Genomic DNA, 16,521 nt, shown 5'->3' on the forward strand with positions numbered 1-16,521 from the left:
GCACGTCATGACCGCCTCACCTCCAAGCCCCGCCCCCCTCGTGCAGGTGATCGTCTTGAACTGGAACGCCGCCGACCTGACGTCGCGGTGTGTGCGGTCGATCGAGGCCACCGACTGGTCCCGTGAGGCCTTGGATCTGGTGATCGTCGACAACGGAAGCATCGACGGATCGGCCGAGGTGCTGGCCCGGCGCCACCCCGGATGGACCCTGATTCGCAACGGCGCCAACCTGGGTTTCGCCGAAGGGATCAACCGGGCCCTGCGACGTGGCCGGTCGACCTTCGTTGCGCTGGTGAACAACGACGCGGTGGTCGATCCTGACTGGCTGGATCCCCTGGTCGGGGCGCTGGAAACGCATCCGACGGCCGGCGCCGCTGCGCCCTTGATCCTCTTCGACCGCTGGTTCGTCGACGTGCACCTGCACGTGCACGACACCGGGGCGCGGGGGAGGGTCACCAGCGTCGAGGTGAACGGCCACGATCGTTGGGCGCAGGTGTTGTGCCTCGAGGGCGTGGTGCGACCGCCACACCCATCGATTCCGCTTCGCCTGGAGATCGAGGTGGCACACGACGGCAAGCTGGCCGTGCCCATACCCGCACCGGACGAATCCGGCGACGACCCCGAGTTGACACTGACGCTTCACAGCGATCGGCCCGTCAGCGCCCGCTGCGGTGCGAACGAGGTGACGGCCAACCCCGTCGATGGGCTGGTGCACCTCAGCCTGGCCGCCGACGACCCCCCGCAGCGGCGCATCAACAGCCTGGGTACGGCGCTGACCACCTGGTGCGAGGGCTACGAGCGGCATCTGGGCGACCCGGCCGGCCCACTTCTGGAGGGCGAGGCAACGGCGGGGGTTGTCCCCGGGTTCACCGGCGGGGGTGTGTTGTTACGGACCGCTGCGCTGGAAGACGTCGGCCTCTTCGATCCGCGGTTCTTCATGTACTACGAGGACACCGACCTGTCCTGGCGAATGCGGCGGGCCGGTTGGGACACCGTCACCGCCGCCGACTCGGTGCTGTACCACCAGTTGGGCGCCACGGCCGGTTCATCGTGGCCTGGCTTCTTCTTTCTGAACTACCGAAACTGGCTGCTGACGGTGGCACGGAACGGCTCGTTTGGCGACGGCCGCCGCGCCATGGGTGCCGCCTGGGGAAACTCGTGGCCGTTTGTTCGTCGCAACGTGGTAGGCAGGGTGCGTCGCTTTCAGCGACCAAACACCGCCATCGCCGTGCGCTGGGTCAAGGTGTGGGCCGGCACCAAGGCGGCGCTCCCCCGCACGCTTGCCTCCCGGCTGGGTGGCCGATGGCGACGAATCGGCCGAGCACCCACCGAGGTTGTTGGAAGCCGGTTCCTCAAACCGACCGGACCCGGCCTGCCGTCGCCGGAGCCCGATGGGCCCACGGTGGTGTTCGTCGACGTCACCGACACCCTGGCGTCCCGTTGGAGGGCCGGCATTCAGCGCGCCGTGTCGGAGTTGGTGACCCGGCTGATACTTGAGCACCCCGAGGTTTCGGTGGTGCCGATGCGGTGGAGCGCGCTGGACCGGTGCTACCGACGCCTTGATGGTGCCGAAACCGAGGCGCTGTTCGACCCCGAGGCGATGCCCAACCACCCGCCGGCACCAGCCGCCGCCGATCCACCGGGGTGGCGACGCGTCATCACCCGGGTGGCCGCGGTCCCCGCCGTTCGGGAACGCATCGACGAGGCGCGACGGCTGCGAGCCCTCCGCCAACGACCACCGCATCACGCCGACCTGCTCATCGACGCGATCCCGGCCGGTGCCACCCTGCTGGATCTCGACGCCACCTGGAACCTCGATGATGCTCCCCGCTCCCGCTGGTACCCGCAGCTTCAGCAGTCCGGGGTGCGGGTGATCAGCCTGCTGCACGACGTGCTGCCCGTGACCCACCCCGAGTGGTTCGATCCCAACCTGGCCCGGGTGTTCCAGGCCCATGTCGCAGCCGCAGTCGGCCACGCCGACGTGGTGGTCACCAGCTCCGCCTATTCGGCCGCTCAAATTGCCGGCCTGGCCGCAGGTCCCGGCCGTGGCGCCGCAACGATCGAACAGATCGCGCTTGGAGCCGACCCGGTGGCCCGCGCCGAACAACCGGCCGACGCCGCACTGCTGGCTTCGCTTGCCGGCCGGCGGGTGATCCTGGTGGTCGGAACGCTCGAGCCTCGCAAGAACCACTCGGGTCTGCTGGATGCCTTCGACCGACTGGGCACCGACTCCACCCTGGTGGTCGTGGGGCGCCAGGGTTGGAAGGCCGACGACATCGCCCAGCGAATCCGCGGTCATGAGGCCTTCGGTGAGGCACTGCGTTGGCCATCGGAGGTCAACGACGCCACGTTGGATGCCCTGTACGACCTTGCCGACGTGGTGGTGGTGCCCTCACACGCAGAGGGCTACGGGCTGCCGGTGGTGGAGGCACTCCGCCACGGCTGTCTCGTGGTGTCATCGACGGGCGGATCCTTGCCGGAGGTGGGCGGCGACGACGTCAGCTACGTGGACGCCACCGCCCCCGACGCATTCGCAGCTGCAATCGATGCGGCGCTCGGCGAGCGCGAATCGACACCTTCCGCGCCGACGGCACCCCGGGACTTTCCAACCTGGGACGACAGCGCCGACGCGCTGTGCACCATCCTGCGAGGGTGACCGCTCAGGCGGCGGCGGGCGCCTCCAACGGGGCGGGCATGCACTGATCGGTCAGCTCGACCACCTGGATCTGGTCGCGATTCTCCCAGGTGATCTGATTGGCCGGGTCGGGACGGATCTTGAACTCACGAAAAGTCATGTCCAGCGCGTCGAACGCCAGGTAGCGACCAATCAGCGGGTCGCCCAGGTCGAGCAGATACTTGATCGTCTCGATCGCCTGGATGCAGCCCACAATGCCCGGGAGCACACCCAGCACGCCCGCCTCGGCGCACGACGGGGCCATCTCGGGCGGCGGAGGCTCGGGCAGGAGGTCGCGATAGGTGGGGCCGCGCCTGGGGTCGAACACGGTGACGTTGCCCTCGAAGCGGAAGATCGACCCGTGGATGACCGGGATACCCAACTTCACCGAAGCGTCATTGAGCATGTAGCGCACCGGGAAGTTGTCGGCACCATCGACCACCAGGTCGTACCCGGAGATGATGTCGGCGATGTTGTTGGCGTCCAGGCGGACATCGTGGGTGATCACCTTCACGTCGGGGTTGAGGCTCTCGATCGCCACCCTGGCCGAGTCCACCTTGCGCATTCCCACCCGATCCAGCGTGTGCAGAATCTGGCGTTGCAGGTTGGACTCGTCCACCACATCCATGTCGACGATGCCGATCGTTCCCACCCCGGCGGCCGCAAGGTACAGGCCGGATGGGCTGCCGAGACCCCCGGCGCCCAGCAACAGCACCTTGGCGTCCAGCAGCTTCATCTGCCCCTCCTCCCCAACCTCGGGCAACAGCAGATGACGCTTGTAGCGGTTCTTCTGGTCGGGTTGCAGGCTCTGTGGCACCTTCCAGTCGCGCCCCTCGTCCTTCCACTTGCCGAAGCCGCCGGCCATCGAGGTGACATCGGTGTAGCCCAGCTGTTCCAACGTTTTGGCCGCGAACGCCGAGCGCACACCACCGGCGCACTGCACGATCACCGGTGTGTCCTTGTTGGGCAACTTCATCTCGATCTGACTCTCGAGGTGACCCCGGGGGATAAAGAGCGCGCCGGGCACCGCGCCGGTTTCAAACTCGTCGGCTTCGCGCACATCGAGGATGAGCGAGCCCTCGTTGCGCAATCGGTCGGCGGTCTCGGTGTCCACCTCGCGGATCTCTTGCTTGGTGGCGGTCAGCAGTTCGCGGAAGTTGGCCATGTGTCAGGCTTTCGATCGATGTTTCGGGGTGAGACCTGGGCGGGCACCTGGGTGCTCCGCCGAACAACCTAAACCCTACCAACTTGGTCAACATTCCTCCACGTCGTGGCCACTCCCCCATTGCCACCGAAGCTGCTCGGCGCAACGGCTCGGTACATTGGAGCGATGGCGAGCACCCATCCAGCAGCCGATGCCGAGGCGATCCAACGGGCCAACGCATTGATCGCATCGGCACGGCGCATCGTGGTGCTGACCGGCGCCGGCCTCTCCACCGACTCGGGTATCCCCGACTTCCGAGGCCCGGACGGGGTGTGGACCCGCAACCCCGAGGCGGAGCGCCTGTCCACCATCGACACCTACCTGGGCTCGGCCGATGTGCGCGAGCGCGCCTGGCGGGCTCGGATGGACCACCCGGCGTGGCAGGCGGACCCCAACCCCGGCCACGACGCCATCACCGGGTTGTCGCGCACCGGCCGGTTGGCCCTGACCGTGACCCAGAACATCGACGGGCTGCACCTCGAAGCCGGCCTGCCCGCCGAAGAGTTGGTGGAGATCCACGGATCGATGCGGCGCGTGCGGTGCGTTGGCTGCGGGATCACCTCGCCCATGCAGGCCACGCTCGCCAGGGTGCGCTCCGGGGAGCCCGATCCGCCATGCGAGCTGTGCGGCGGCATCCTCAAGTCGGCCACCATCTTCTTCGGAGAAGCGCTGGTGGCCGCCGACCTCAACCGGGCGCTGGGTGCAGCCAAGGATGCCGACCTGCTGCTGGCCGTCGGCTCAACCCTTCAGGTGTATCCGGTGGCCGACATGGTGCCGATTGCCGCATCCAACGGAGCGTCGGTGGTCATCGTCAATGGTGAGCCGACCGCCATGGACGATATGGCGGATGTGGTGGTGCTCGGCTCGATCTCGGAGGTACTGCCCGCCATCGTCAACCTCTGACCCACCGCACCACGACACGGGCACGCGTTCAGGTGAGGCTTGCGTTCGGCCAGACAAGCCTCCGCGCCCGAATCCACACTTCCTCGACCAGTAGCAGTGCGAGCACCACGGAAAGGCATTGCACCCATTGGCCGCGCGTGAGCCCAACGGTGTCGAACACCTTCTGAGCGAATGGCACCTGCACCACGACCACCTGGAGCGCGCTCACCGCGGCGATCGTCAGCCAGAGGGCCCCGTTGGTGAACGTATAGCGGTGGAACACCCCACGCCCGTCGGAGCGAACCACCAGGGAGTTGACCAGCTGGGCGAACACGAAGGTGGTGAACGCCATCGTCGAAGCCAACTTCGGGATGTCGCTGTGTCGATACTGGGCGAGCAACCAGACCACCCCGGCAGCCATCAATGCCGTTGTCGTCAGAATGCGTCGAAGACGGGTGCCGGTCAGAATCGGTTCGGTGCGACCCAGCGGTTTGCGTTTCATCACGTCGGGCGACGGCGGGTCGACACCCAGGCTCATGGCGGGAGGGCCGTCGGCGATGATGTTGACGAACAGGATCTGGATGGGGCTGAAGGGCGTCGGTAGGTCGAGAATGCGAGCGACCAGGATCGTACCGACCGCCGCCAGGCTGGTGGTCAGCTGGAAGCGCACGAAGTGAACGATGTTGGAGCGGATCGCCCGACCCCGCTCCACGGCGACGACGATGGTTGCGAAGTTGTCGTCGGCGAGCACCAGGTCGCTGGCCTCCTTGGTGACCTCGGTGCCGGTGATGCCCATGGCCACGCCGATCTCGGCACGGCGGAGGGCGGCGGCATCGTTCACCCCGTCGCCGGTCATCGCCACGATCTCGTCGTTGGCCTGGAGTGCCCGGACCACACGCACCTTGTGCTCGGGTGAGACGCGGGCACACACGGAGATATCACCGATGCGACGGGCCAACTCATCGTCGGACATGGCATCGAGGTCTGAGCCGGTGACCACCTCGCCGTCGAGGCCGAGCTGCCCGCCGATGGCTGCGGCCGTGGTGGCATGGTCCCCGGTGATCATTTTGACGTCGATGCCGGCATCGCCGCACTCGGCGATGGCCACGCCGGCCTCCTTGCGGGGAGGGTCGAGAATGCCCACCAATCCGTAGAGCACCAGCTCGTTCAGTTCGGCTTCCGGGTCGCCATCCCAGTCGGAGGCCAGTTCCTTGCCCGCCACGGCGAGCACCCGAAGGCCCTCCACACCGAAGCCAACCATCAAGTCGTTGACCTCGGCGGTTCGGCTGTCGTCCAGCGTCACCACGCCATCGTGGGTGTCCATTTGTGTGCACCCGTCGAGCACCACGTCGGTGGCACCCTTGACCATCAAGCGACGACCCGAGCCTCCGAAGGGGTCATCGGTGACCACCGCCATCATTTTGCGGGTGGAATCGAAGGGCATGTCCGCCACGCGCGGGTACTCGGAGCGCAACGTCTCGCCGTGCTCGCCGGCCTTGTTCGCCAGCACGATGACCGCACCCTCGGTCGGGTCGCCGACCAGTTCGGGCTGTCCGCCCTCACCGGTTCGCAGCACCGCGTCGCTGGCCAGGGCGCCGGCCCGCACGAAACGACGCAGCGCCTCATCCGGCTCGGGGCTGATCTCACCGTCCGGTCCGTATCCCAGCCCGGAGATCTCGTAGCTGGTGCCACCCGCCCAGGCCGTGATCGCCGTCATCTGGTGAAGCGTCAGCGTGCCGGTTTTATCCGAGCAAATCACCGTGGTCGAGCCCAGCGTCTCCACCGAGGCCAGTCGTTTCACGATCGCATTGCGCTCGGCCATGCGGCGGACCCCGAGCGCCAGGGTCACCGTGACCACGGCGGGGAGCCCTTCCGGGATGGCCGCAACAGCAAGTGCAACGCCGCCGAGGATGGCATCGGCGGCCGCGTCACCACGCAAAAGGCCGACGGCGATCACCAGGCCGACCGCCACACCGGCGATCATGGCAAGGCGCGTGCCCAGACGCTCCAGTTCCTCCTGAAGGGGGGTCAGGCCCGGCTCGTCGGCTGAGATCATGCCCGCCAGTCGGCCGATCTCCGTGGACATGCCCGTATCGGTGACGACCAACTCGGCGGTGCCTCGAACCACGGTCGTGTTCATGTGACCGACGTTGGACCGTTCGGCCAGCTCGAGCTGAGCGGCCGCCCCATACCCGTCGGCGGACGGGTGGTCCGGCAGCTCGATCGCTTCGGTGTCCTTGTCCACCGGTACCGACTCACCGGTCAGCGTGCTCTCGTCTACGGCCAGCGAGGTGGCCCGGACAAAGCGGCCGTCGGCCGGGATGCGGTCGCCCGCCCGAAGCAGCACCACATCGCCCGGCACCACCTCGGAGGATGGAACCTCGTTGACCGCGCCATCCCGGCGCACCCGCGCCTGCGTGGTCAGCATGGTCGACAACGCCTCCATCGCCTGGTCGGCCCGCTGTTCCTGCACGAAACCGAGAATGGCGTTGATGATCACCACCACGCCGATCACGATGGGATCCTTCAGGTCACCCACCGCTGCCGAGATCAACGCCGCCACGAGCAACAGCAGGATGAGCACGCTGCGAAACTGATCGACCAGGCGAAGCCACCATGGCCGTTTGGGTTCGGACAGCAACTCGTTTGGACCGCTTCGCTCGCGACTCTCGAGCACCTCGGCGGAGCTGAGGCCGGACTGCAAGTCGACACCAAGTCGGTCGGCGGTCTGCGACGGGCTCAGGCGATACCAGGGCGTCGGCGACACCTCGGACGGCCCGCCACCCGGGCTTCCGGCGCCCCCGATCGGCCCTGTAGGACTTATGGGGGCGGTCATCGATGAGGATTCTATCGGCGGCCGGGTACCTCAGCGACCACCGACCGCTGAGGTAACTTGTCGGGGGCGGCGACACTCCGACCAACGACGATGACCGACGCCTGCCAACGCACAAACACACACCCCAAGACGCTCAGGCGACACCACCAACACGTGATCTGCCCCAACTGTTTCACCGACACACTCGACGACGCCAGGTTCTGCACCGGCTGCGGGGCATCACTTGCGGACGTCCGTTCCGGAGCCGGTCCGGCGACGACGGAATCGCTGCGAACCGAAGCCGTACCCGCCGTGAACACACCGGCCGTGGGTGCCCCCCGGGCCGATGACGACCTGACCGGTACCGAGGCCGTCCCGGTGGTCACGAACGCTGATGGGCCTTCGACGCAGGTCAACCCCGGCGTGGCGGCCCCTCGCCCGGCAGGAGCATCGGCCTGGGATCAGCCCGATGGAGGCGCCGCGACCGCCGTCCATGACCTGGCGGCGCCCGATCCACCCCGAAGCGCACCACGGCCGCTCCCGGCACCCGCCCCAAGCACGATCTGGTCCAGTCCCAACCCCAGGGCATCCTCGGCCCCGGCGGAGCGAACACCCGTCAGGTCGGGGCGCTGGGCACGGATCCTCGCCGGTCTCGTCTCGTTGTGGCTGCCGATCAGCGCCTTGATCTACGTGGTCGTCGATCAAGGCGAGTTGCTGGGCCGTTCTGCTCTGGAGTTCCTGGCGATCATCACGCCCACGAGATTGTCCTGGGTTGTGTGGTCATCGACCCACAGCCAGTTGGCGTGGACGATTCCGCTGCGCGCCATGTCGCTGCTGGCGGCGTTCGGAGCCCTGGTGATCCTTGCGGCGTGGATGGCTCGCAGCCGCCAGGCCATGCGGGTGGGCCTCCTTGCCACCGGCTTGGTGGTGACCATGTTCGGCGTGGTGCAACTGCTGTGGGTGGCCGTCGGCCTGGACCTGCTCGGTGGGCTCACCACCGGCCAGGAGTTGCGCCAGGTCTACGTACCGGCGGGGGTCAGCATGGCGGTTGGGGTCCTCCTGGTGGCACTCGCGCCCGCCGCCGGGCGAACTCGGACCTGAACAGCCGCAGAGCCGGATTGCCTTGCTGGGGAGCAGCGAGCGCGTCGGCCGTGTGAAAAATGGCTGTCACGTACTCCTTGAATACGGTAGTTTCATCGCTGGCCGCCCCCATCGCACCAAGGAGGCCCCCGTGCCCGTCCCCCTGGTCAACGGCCCGCATGATCATCGCGGCAAGGCCAAAAACTACCCCTCGCCACCCCCTGGAACGGTGCTTGTCGCCGAGCACAACCACGGCGGATACGACGCGATCCTCCCAGCCGAGCGGGTTGGCGCCTGGCATGCTCGCGGCCTGCGCCGCTTTTACCTGGTCCATCGTCGGAGCGGCCTGAACGAGGACGAGCACCTGACCTTGGGCAACGACATCCTGGTGCAGTTTCGGATTCGCTACTCGTTCTACATCGAGCTGATGGAGCCCGGAACCGAACACGGCAGGTTGGCCAAGCGCAAAGAGCCGGCCGACGGCAGAGATGCGGCGCTGCGCAAACACGCGGTTTCGGCCGTGCGCTACTACAGCGAGTACGCCGACCCGATGCCACTCTTCCGGAGCCGGTTGCGGCAACGGTTTACGTGGCTCGCCCGCAGGTTCAACACCAACTCCACCGGCCAGTTCTACGACGCCATCCAGGCCATTGCGGTTGGTCAGGATCCCGAACCCGCACTGGCCGCCCCGGGCGACGCCAACAGCCTGATCATTCCAGCGATGAGCCAGCACGGCATGCGGGTCAGACTGGAGCAGTACGTCGTCTCCCCCAGGCCCAGGCGCTTCGACGACGGCGGATGAGGCATCTGGCCCGTTGCGGAGTGTCGCTAGCCTGCGGTCCGTGACACCAGCGGCGCCATACGTGATCGGCATCGCCGGCGGTTCGGGATCGGGAAAGACCACGGTCACCCGCTCGATTCTCGCCGCCGAGGGGATCACCGACGTCACGATGATCACCGTGGACAGCTACTACTTCGATCAGGCCGGGCGGCCGATGTCGGAGCGGGCCAAGGTGAACTACGACGTACCGGACGCCTTCGAGTGGCCGCTGGTGTTTGCGCACCTCACCAGCCTGCGATCCGGCCGTGCGGTGGACGTGCCGGTGTATGACTTCACCACCCACACCAGGTCGAAGGAGACCGAACGGGCCGAGCCGGGCGCAGTGGTGGTGATCGACGGCATCCTGGTGTTACACGATCCGGCCCTTCGGGAACTGATCGACCTGGCGGTCTACCTCGACGTGGACGACGACCTGCGGTTCATCCGCCGGCTGGAGCGCGATGTGGCCGAGCGCGGCCGCACCATCGAGATGGTGGTGGAGCAGTACCTCACCACGGTTCGCCCCAGCCACGTGAGCTTTGTCGAACCCACGCGCCGCTTCGCCGACGTGGTGATCCCCCACGGCGGCCACAACACCCCGGCGACCGCCATGCTGCTGGCCCTCATTCGCGAACGGGTTGCCATGTCGACCACGGGGGCGTCCGGCTGAACTCACCCTGGCCGATCAACCGTCCGTATCGACGACGACGACCTCTCGCTCCGTGCTGTAGGCGAGGCGGCCATCACCCAACGAAACCACCCCGTAGCGACAATCGTCGGCCACGCGGGGCCCGGTGCCGCCCTGAGGGTCGTCTGGATCGACCAGCATGAGGTCACCGGTTTGGTAGTAGCAGATGGCCAGGGCCCCGTCATCGGTCACCGCCAAACCCGAAGGCACGCGGGTGTCGACCCACGAAGCCACCACCTCGGCGCGGGCGGCGGTGACCCGGAGCAGGCGCTCGGGCTGCTCGCCCGGTGAGTTGTCGGCGACCCAGATGGTGTTGGTTTCGTCGCTTCCAAGCGCAAACGGGTTGTTGAAGCCCGAAGCCCACGGACCGGCACCACCTTCCTCGTCGATGCGAAGCAGCTTGCCGTTGGCCGTGTCCGGCCGAGGGGTTTTGGCCGGATCGAGGAGGTCACCGATGCCGATGATCAGGGTGTTCTGATCGTGAGTATCGCCTCCAAGCACCGCCAGACGGCCGCCGTTGGCCCGCTCTGCGGTCTTCGGACCATCCCAACGACGAGTGAAGTTGCGCGCCGAGGCGTCCGTCTGGTCGATCACGATGTGTCCGTCGGAGGACGTGTAGGAGACCAGGATGCCTCCCTCGGAGGTGAGCGCCAGGCCGAGCAGTCCTCCCTGGGTCATTCCCGTATCCAGGTCCTTCACCGTTGCCAGGTTCGAGGTCGTGGCGGAGTCCGGGTCGGCGCTGAAGATCCTGCCGGTGAGCCGCTCACCGACCAGCAAGGTGCCGTCCGGCCGAACTGCCAGCGCGGTGGCCGACGGTGCCGAAAAGCGGGCCACCTCGGTGACCGGAGCATCGACGACCTCGGGGGTCGTCTCGTTGGCCGGGCCGGCCTTGACGCTGTCGGACGCACAGCCGCCGACCACCAGTAGCGCCCCGAGTAGCCACCATCGGCCCGGACGTCGGACGGAACGACGGATGTCAGGTGACCGCTGCCGTGCTCGATCCCGCAACGTCGGCTCCTCCTCACTTGGCCGCGCACCCGGCCGGGCGCCGGCTGGCCGCTCATGCAACCTACCGGGCCGCCTCGGCCTCCGGGGTCGAGCGTCGGGAGAGGGCGCGGATACGGTGGCTCGGTGAGTGATGCCACCCGACCTCCATCGATTCGCGGGACCGCCGCGATGCCCACGGCGGGATACGTTGCCGCGGCGACTGCGTCGCGCCTGATGGCGCGCCTTCCCGGCCTGATTCCGGGCGGTGCCTCGCGCTGGGAGCGCACCAACCACCGCGGCGAGACGGTCACGTTGTTGGAGGGCCCTGCCGCCGTCGGCGGGCTCGTCGCCGGGCTCGCATCAGGTCGGCTCATCAGCGGCCCCCAGGGCGATTCGGTGTTGCCCGCCCTGATCGCTACCACCGGCTCCGGCATGGCGGGCGGCCTCGACGACCTGCTGGGAGCGACCAACACCAAGGGTCTGCGCGGCCACCTCAAGGCCCTGTTGCGCGGCGACGTCACCACGGGGTCCCTCAAGATCGCCGCCATCGGCGCCTCGGGTCTCGCAGCAGCCGTCGCCGTTGCGAACGACCGCGTCGCCACCAAAACCGGTTGGCTACAGATGTCGTTGGATGGTGCCTTCATCGCAGGGTCGGCCAACCTGATGAACCTGTTCGACCTTCGTCCTGGCCGAGCGCTCAAGGTGGCGATGTTGGCCGCCGGCGTATCCTCGCTCACCACCCGTCAGGTGGCCCTTGAGGCGGCTGCGGTGTCGGGCACCGCCGCATCACTGCTGCCCGACGATCTGGCGGAGCGCGCCATGCTGGGCGACACCGGGGCCAATGCGCTGGGCGCAGTGCTGGCCGTGGGCGCCGTGCGTCGCTGGTCGCCTCGTGGGCGCCGCGTCGCACTCGGCGCCGTGACCGCCGCAACGCTGGCCAGCGAGCGGGTGAGCTTCACCAAGGTGATCGCCGACACGCCCGGGCTGCGCCACCTCGACCAATGGGGTCGTCGCCCGACACCGACCACTGCCACACCCGCCACTACGCCATCCGGCGCTGGAGACCTGTGATGCACGAGACGACGCCCGCCACCACCCCCGTGCCCCCGCAGGCACCTGCCGGGTTGGCGTCCCGGGCGCTTCGTCCGGCGGTTGAGCTCCTGACTCAACGGCCTGCAACCGTTGGGGAACTGGTCAGCGCCGGCGGAGTGTCCCGCCGCGGCATCGAGGCGCTGTTGAACGGCTGGCGGGCAGGCGACACACCCGGCCTCGACGTGGACGCCGAAACCTGGTCGCTGAACGACCCACTGCGATCTGAGGTCATCGGCACCTGGGGTCTGGAACAACCCCAACCAGCGGGTCGATTCCTTGAACCCGAGGTTCGGACCCGACTTGAGGGCTGGGCGCGGTCGTTGCCACGACCCCGCCGCGAGTTGGACCACCGTCCGGCCACCCACGACGGGGTGGCAGCGAGGCTGGACCTGATCGATCGGCAACTCGATCTGCGAGGCGCCAACGTGTTGGTCCTGGGCGCCCGCGACCTGGATGCGTTGGCGCTGGCAGCCGACGGCAGGGTTGGCGCCGTGGCGGCCCTCGACGTCGACGACGCCGTGCTGGCCGCTGTCGGCGCCGCCAGACTTTCGACAGCGTCACCAACCCGTCGCTGGTGCGACGTGCGGGTGGGCCTTCCCGCCTCCCTCACCGGGTGGGCCGACCTGGTCGTGACCGATCCGCCCTACACGCCGGCCGGAATGGCGGCGTTCCTGGCGGTCGCCTCCGCCGCGCTGGCGGGTCCGCAATCCAAAATCGCGGTGAGCTACGGGTTCGGCGAGACAAGGGCCACCTTGGGCTGGCAGGTGCAGCGTGAGATGTTGCGGGCCGACCTGGCCCTGTGCGCCATGTGGCCCGGTGCGGTGACCTACGACGGCGCCGAGGCCATCGGCGGCCGTGCCGATCTCTACCTGCTGGCACCCACCGGGCGCGACGGCAACCACACCGAGGCCGCCCACAACCTCTACACCCAGGGGCCCGCCGCAGCCCGTTCGGCAACCGAACCCGATGCACAACCGGCGGACATCGCCAACAAGGTGGCCAATGACCTGGCACGCGCGGATTCGGCCACCACGGGTGCAGCCGGCTCCGCTCAGGCGATCGGTGTGCGCCGCCTGCTCGGCGGCGAGCAGGCCCCGAAGCTGCAGGTGGGTGCGGTGCCGGTGGTCGACCTTCGAGGCGATCCCGGCGGTTGGCTGCCCCGGGTGCTGCTCGCCCTGCAATCCGAGGCTGCGGTGCTGGTGTGCGACGTGGACTCGCACGACCGCAGCCCCGATCCAGCCCCCCGCAGCGACGTTGACGGACGGGGCTGGGTGGAGGCGCACCTGCGGGCTCACTGGCGGCTCACCCCCGCCGACCGCGCCACCGACGGCGCCGACCTGCTCGTCGCACGCCGCATTGACGGTGCCCCAACGCCACCAGCCGCTCTGGCAGACGACGCGTCCGCCGACCGGCCGCAGCTGCCGCCGCTGGTGGGACGAGGTCACGCCAACCCTCGAAACGTCATCGCCGAATGGTTGACCCGAACACCCGACCCCGAGGCACGCCTCACCCGCCGTCAGGCACGGGTGGCGTCAAGCGATCACCTGGCGTCGCTGGGTATCGAGGTACGCCCTGGCGACTCGCTCATCGATCTGCCACTAGACGCCATCGCGGCGCTGCTCGCCGACCCGGTCCCGGGTTAGGCGGCCCGCTCCCGATCTCCCGGTGTCACCCGAGACGGTCGAGGGCGGAGGTCAGGTCTGCCACCAGGTCGGCGGCATCCTCGATACCCACCGAGCAGCGCACCAACGAGGCCGGGACCTCCAACGGCGACCCGGCGGCTGACGCGTGCGTCATGCGACCCGGGTGTTCGATCAGGCTCTCGACGGCACCCAGGGACTCGGCCAGCGTGAACAGCTCGGTGTGGGTGACCACCTCCAGCGCGGCCGCCTCACCGGCGACGCACTCGAAGCTCACCATGCCGCCAAACCCCGACATTTGCCGAGCCGCAACGCCGTGGGTGGCATGCGCCTCCAACCCGGGGTACAGCACGCGTCCCACCCTGGGGTGAGCGCTCAGCGCCTCGGCAACCGCTGCGGCGTTGGCACAGTGCCGCTCCATCCGAACCTCCAGCGTCTTCAGGCCTCGCAGCACCAGGTAGCAGTCGAAGGGCGACGGTACGGCGCCAACGGCGTTCTGCAGATAGCGCAGCCGTTGGGCCAGTTCGTCGTCGGAGGTGGCGACGATGCCCCCGACCACGTCGGAGTGACCGCCGAGGTACTTGGTGGCCGAGTGCACCACCGCGTCGGCGCCCAGCTCGAGCGGGCGCTGCAGGGCGGGCGTGGCGAAGGTGTTGTCGACCACCAGCAGGGCATCGTGGCGGTGAGCCACCTCGGCGATGGCCGTGATGTCCAGGCAGGTCAGCAGCGGGTTGGTGGGCGTTTCCAGCCACACCATCGTGGCGTCGTCGGGCCAATTGGCCTCCAGCTTGGCAGGATTGGTCAGGTCGAACGCGGTGTGGTCCCGGCCCTCGGCTCCGTGCACCGCGGAGATCAGCCGAAAGGTGCCGCCGTAGGCGTCGTCACCCAGCACCACGCGTGACCCGGTGGGCACAAGCCGCAGTAGGGCGTCCTCGGCGGACAGGCCCGATGCGAACGCCACCGCATCGGTGCCGCCCTCCAGGTCGGCGAGGCAGGCCTCGTAGGCGGCACGGGTGGGGTTGCCGGTGCGCCCGTATTCGAACCCACCGGGGAGGTGGCCCACCTCGGGCTGGGCGAACGTGGTTGCCAGGCTGATCGGAGTCACGACGGCGCCGGTGACGGGGTCGGGCGGCTGTCCTGCGTGGATGGCCCGGGTGGCGAACCCGTGAGACGACGCCGCAGCACCGTTCGATGTGTCGTTGGGATCGCGGTTCTCAGTCACCCTCAACTCCTCCTGAATTGTCTCCAAGTTCCAAGAACCCCAGCACATCGCTGCGGGTCAGCACACAACACGGACGTCCGCCACCGAGCACCAGCAGCGCCGTGGCGGTGCGCAGCGCCTCGATCGCCAGGCCGACCTCCTGGCCGATGCCGATGGTGGGCAGGCGTGGGCCCAGCACCTCCTCCACCGGAAGGTCCAGCGTTGCCCGGTCGTCGGCGGCCGCCCGCATCAACACCAGCTCGTCGACCGCCCCCATCACCTCGGCCTCGGCAAACGGTGGCGTGTTCTTGCACACCGGCAACTGGCTCACACCGTTGGTGCGCATCAGGTCGATGGCGTGGCGAACGGTGTCGTCGGGGTTGACGTACAGCAAGTCCTGCATGCCACCGGCCTGCTCCAACGCGTCCGCCAGGGTGCGACCGCCCGATGTGGTGAAACCGAAGTTCGCCATCCAGTCATCGTTGAACACCTTCGACAGGTAGCCGCGGCCCGAATCGGGGTTGAGTACCACCACCACATCGTCGGGTCCGGCCGCCTTGGCAACCTTGATGGCTGCGGCCACCACCATGCCGCCTGATCCCCCCACCAGGATGCCCTCGGTGCGGGCCACGCGGCGGGCCATCGAGAAGCTTTCGGCATCGGACACGGCGATGATGTCGTCGTAGAGGTTCTCCTGCCAGGCGTCAGGGAAGAAGTCCTCTCCCACGCCTTCCACCAGGTAGGGCCGACCGGAGCCACCGGAGTACACCGAACCCTCGGGATCGGCGGCGATGATCCGAACACCCGGGTCCTGTTCCTTCAGGTAGCGGGCGACGCCGGTCAGGGTGCCGCAGGTGCCTGCGCCTGCGATGAAGTGGGTGAGACGGCCATCGGTCTGTTGCCACAACTCGGGCCCGGTGGTGGCCACGTGCGCTGCCGGGTTGGAGGGGTTGGCGTATTGGTTGGGTCGGTACGCGTTGGGGGTCTCGGACACGAGTCGCTCGGCGACCGAGTAATAGCTCTCCGGATCGTCCGGTGGGACCGCCACCGGGCACACGACCACCTCGGCACCGTAGGCCCGCAGCAGGTCCACCTTCTCCGGTGCCACCTTGTCGGTCATCACAAAGATGCACTGGTAGCCACGCTGCGCCGCCACGATCGCCAGCCCGACGCCGGTGTTGCCGCTGGTGGGCTCCACGATGGTGCCCCCGGGCAACAGATCGCCGGAGGCTTCAGCGTCGAGAATCATCTGCAAAGCGGGGCGATCCTTCGATGATCCGCCGGGATTGGTCGTCTCCATCTTCATCGCCAACGTGGCGGTGATGCCCTCCTCCTCCGACAGGCGCTTGAGGCGAACCAGCGGTGTGTTGCCGATCAACTCCAGCACCGAGGGCGCGATTCCCGTCGGCAGGTCGGTTGGCTCGCCTGTGGTCATCTG

The 16,521-nt window shown here is 68.2% G+C and carries 12 protein-coding genes; 7 read left to right on the forward strand and 5 right to left on the reverse strand.

The annotated features are described in order from the left end of the window. The first annotated feature begins 7 nt into the window (after positions 1-7). Entirely contained in the window at positions 8-2,656 is a 2,649-nt protein-coding gene (locus MPARV_RS0111305; RefSeq protein ID WP_081582248.1) for a glycosyltransferase, read from the forward strand. Positions 2,657-2,660: 4 nt separating this feature from the next. On the opposite strand, the gene moeB is transcribed toward MPARV_RS0111305, so the two are convergent. Further along, entirely contained in the window at positions 2,661-3,839 is a 1,179-nt protein-coding gene (moeB, locus tag MPARV_RS0111310; RefSeq protein WP_012222739.1) for a molybdopterin-synthase adenylyltransferase MoeB, read from the reverse strand. A 165-nt stretch (positions 3,840-4,004) separates the two neighbouring features. On the opposite strand from moeB, the gene MPARV_RS0111315 reads away from it, so the two are divergent. After that, a complete protein-coding gene (locus tag MPARV_RS0111315) occupies positions 4,005-4,781 on the forward strand; it encodes an SIR2 family NAD-dependent protein deacylase (protein ID WP_012222737.1) in 777 nt (258 codons plus the stop codon). Positions 4,782-4,809: 28 nt separating this feature from the next. Here the strand turns inward: MPARV_RS0111315 and MPARV_RS0111320 are convergent, their stop codons facing one another. Continuing rightward, entirely contained in the window at positions 4,810-7,596 is a 2,787-nt protein-coding gene (locus MPARV_RS0111320; protein ID WP_081582249.1) for a cation-translocating P-type ATPase, read from the reverse strand. A 153-nt stretch (positions 7,597-7,749) separates the two neighbouring features. Here MPARV_RS0111320 and MPARV_RS0111325 point away from each other — a divergent pair, with 153 nt between their 5' ends. The 3 genes from MPARV_RS0111325 to udk all read left to right on the forward strand — a co-directional run bounded on the left by MPARV_RS0111325 (position 7,750) and on the right by udk (position 10,145). After that, positions 7,750-8,676, forward strand: a complete 927-nt coding sequence (locus tag MPARV_RS0111325) for a zinc ribbon domain-containing protein (RefSeq protein ID WP_155852199.1) — start codon at positions 7,750-7,752, stop codon at positions 8,674-8,676. Between the two features lie 130 nt (positions 8,677-8,806). Continuing rightward, a complete protein-coding gene (locus MPARV_RS0111330; protein ID WP_020378322.1) occupies positions 8,807-9,457 on the forward strand; it encodes a hypothetical protein in 651 nt (216 codons plus the stop codon). Between the two features lie 40 nt (positions 9,458-9,497). Then, positions 9,498-10,145 (forward strand): uridine kinase, encoded by a 648-nt coding sequence (gene udk, locus MPARV_RS0111335; RefSeq protein ID WP_012222732.1) that lies wholly within the window; start codon positions 9,498-9,500, stop codon positions 10,143-10,145. Between the two features lie 15 nt (positions 10,146-10,160). Here the strand turns inward: udk and MPARV_RS0111340 are convergent, their stop codons facing one another. Beyond that, positions 10,161-11,171: a PQQ-dependent sugar dehydrogenase gene (locus MPARV_RS0111340; RefSeq protein WP_157789570.1), complete on the reverse strand. Its 1,011-nt coding sequence runs from the start codon at positions 11,169-11,171 to the stop codon at positions 10,161-10,163. Between the two features lie 123 nt (positions 11,172-11,294). On the opposite strand from MPARV_RS0111340, the gene MPARV_RS0111345 reads away from it, so the two are divergent. Together MPARV_RS0111345 and MPARV_RS0111350 are read left to right on the forward strand one after the other, a co-directional pair. Continuing rightward, positions 11,295-12,221 (forward strand): MraY family glycosyltransferase, encoded by a 927-nt coding sequence (locus tag MPARV_RS0111345; protein ID WP_202948828.1) that lies wholly within the window; start codon positions 11,295-11,297, stop codon positions 12,219-12,221. Further along, a complete protein-coding gene (locus MPARV_RS0111350; RefSeq protein ID WP_157789571.1) occupies positions 12,221-13,885 on the forward strand; it encodes a bis-aminopropyl spermidine synthase family protein in 1,665 nt (554 codons plus the stop codon). The genes MPARV_RS0111345 and MPARV_RS0111350 overlap by 1 nt, the downstream gene beginning before the upstream one ends. A 25-nt stretch (positions 13,886-13,910) precedes the next feature. On the opposite strand, the gene MPARV_RS0111355 is transcribed toward MPARV_RS0111350, so the two are convergent. Both MPARV_RS0111355 and MPARV_RS0111360 read right to left on the reverse strand, forming a co-directional pair. Then, positions 13,911-15,104 (reverse strand): cystathionine gamma-synthase, encoded by a 1,194-nt coding sequence (locus MPARV_RS0111355; protein WP_020378327.1) that lies wholly within the window; start codon positions 15,102-15,104, stop codon positions 13,911-13,913. Next, positions 15,097-16,518, reverse strand: a complete 1,422-nt coding sequence (locus MPARV_RS0111360) for a cystathionine beta-synthase (protein ID WP_020378328.1) — start codon at positions 16,516-16,518, stop codon at positions 15,097-15,099. Before MPARV_RS0111360 ends, MPARV_RS0111355 begins: the two co-directional genes overlap by 8 nt. Positions 16,519-16,521: the final 3 nt, after the last annotated feature.

The organism is Candidatus Microthrix parvicella Bio17-1, from assembly GCF_000299415.1.
Lineage (GTDB): Bacteria > Actinomycetota > Acidimicrobiia > Acidimicrobiales > Microtrichaceae > Microthrix > Microthrix parvicella.

What these genes read in the sequence shown, in the direction of transcription:
- MPARV_RS0111305 (WP_081582248.1), top strand. Translation starts at nt 8, where the DNA reads ATGACCGCCTCACCTCCAAGCCCCGCCCCCCTCGTGCAGGTGATCGTC.
- moeB (WP_012222739.1), bottom strand. Translation starts at nt 3,839, where the DNA reads ATGGCCAACTTCCGCGAACTGCTGACCGCCACCAAGCAAGAGATCCGC.
- MPARV_RS0111315 (WP_012222737.1), top strand. Translation starts at nt 4,005, where the DNA reads ATGGCGAGCACCCATCCAGCAGCCGATGCCGAGGCGATCCAACGGGCC.
- MPARV_RS0111320 (WP_081582249.1), bottom strand. Translation starts at nt 7,596, where the DNA reads ATGACCGCCCCCATAAGTCCTACAGGGCCGATCGGGGGCGCCGGAAGC.
- MPARV_RS0111350 (WP_157789571.1), top strand. Translation starts at nt 12,221, where the DNA reads ATGCACGAGACGACGCCCGCCACCACCCCCGTGCCCCCGCAGGCACCT.
- MPARV_RS0111360 (WP_020378328.1), bottom strand. Translation starts at nt 16,518, where the DNA reads ATGACCACAGGCGAGCCAACCGACCTGCCGACGGGAATCGCGCCCTCG.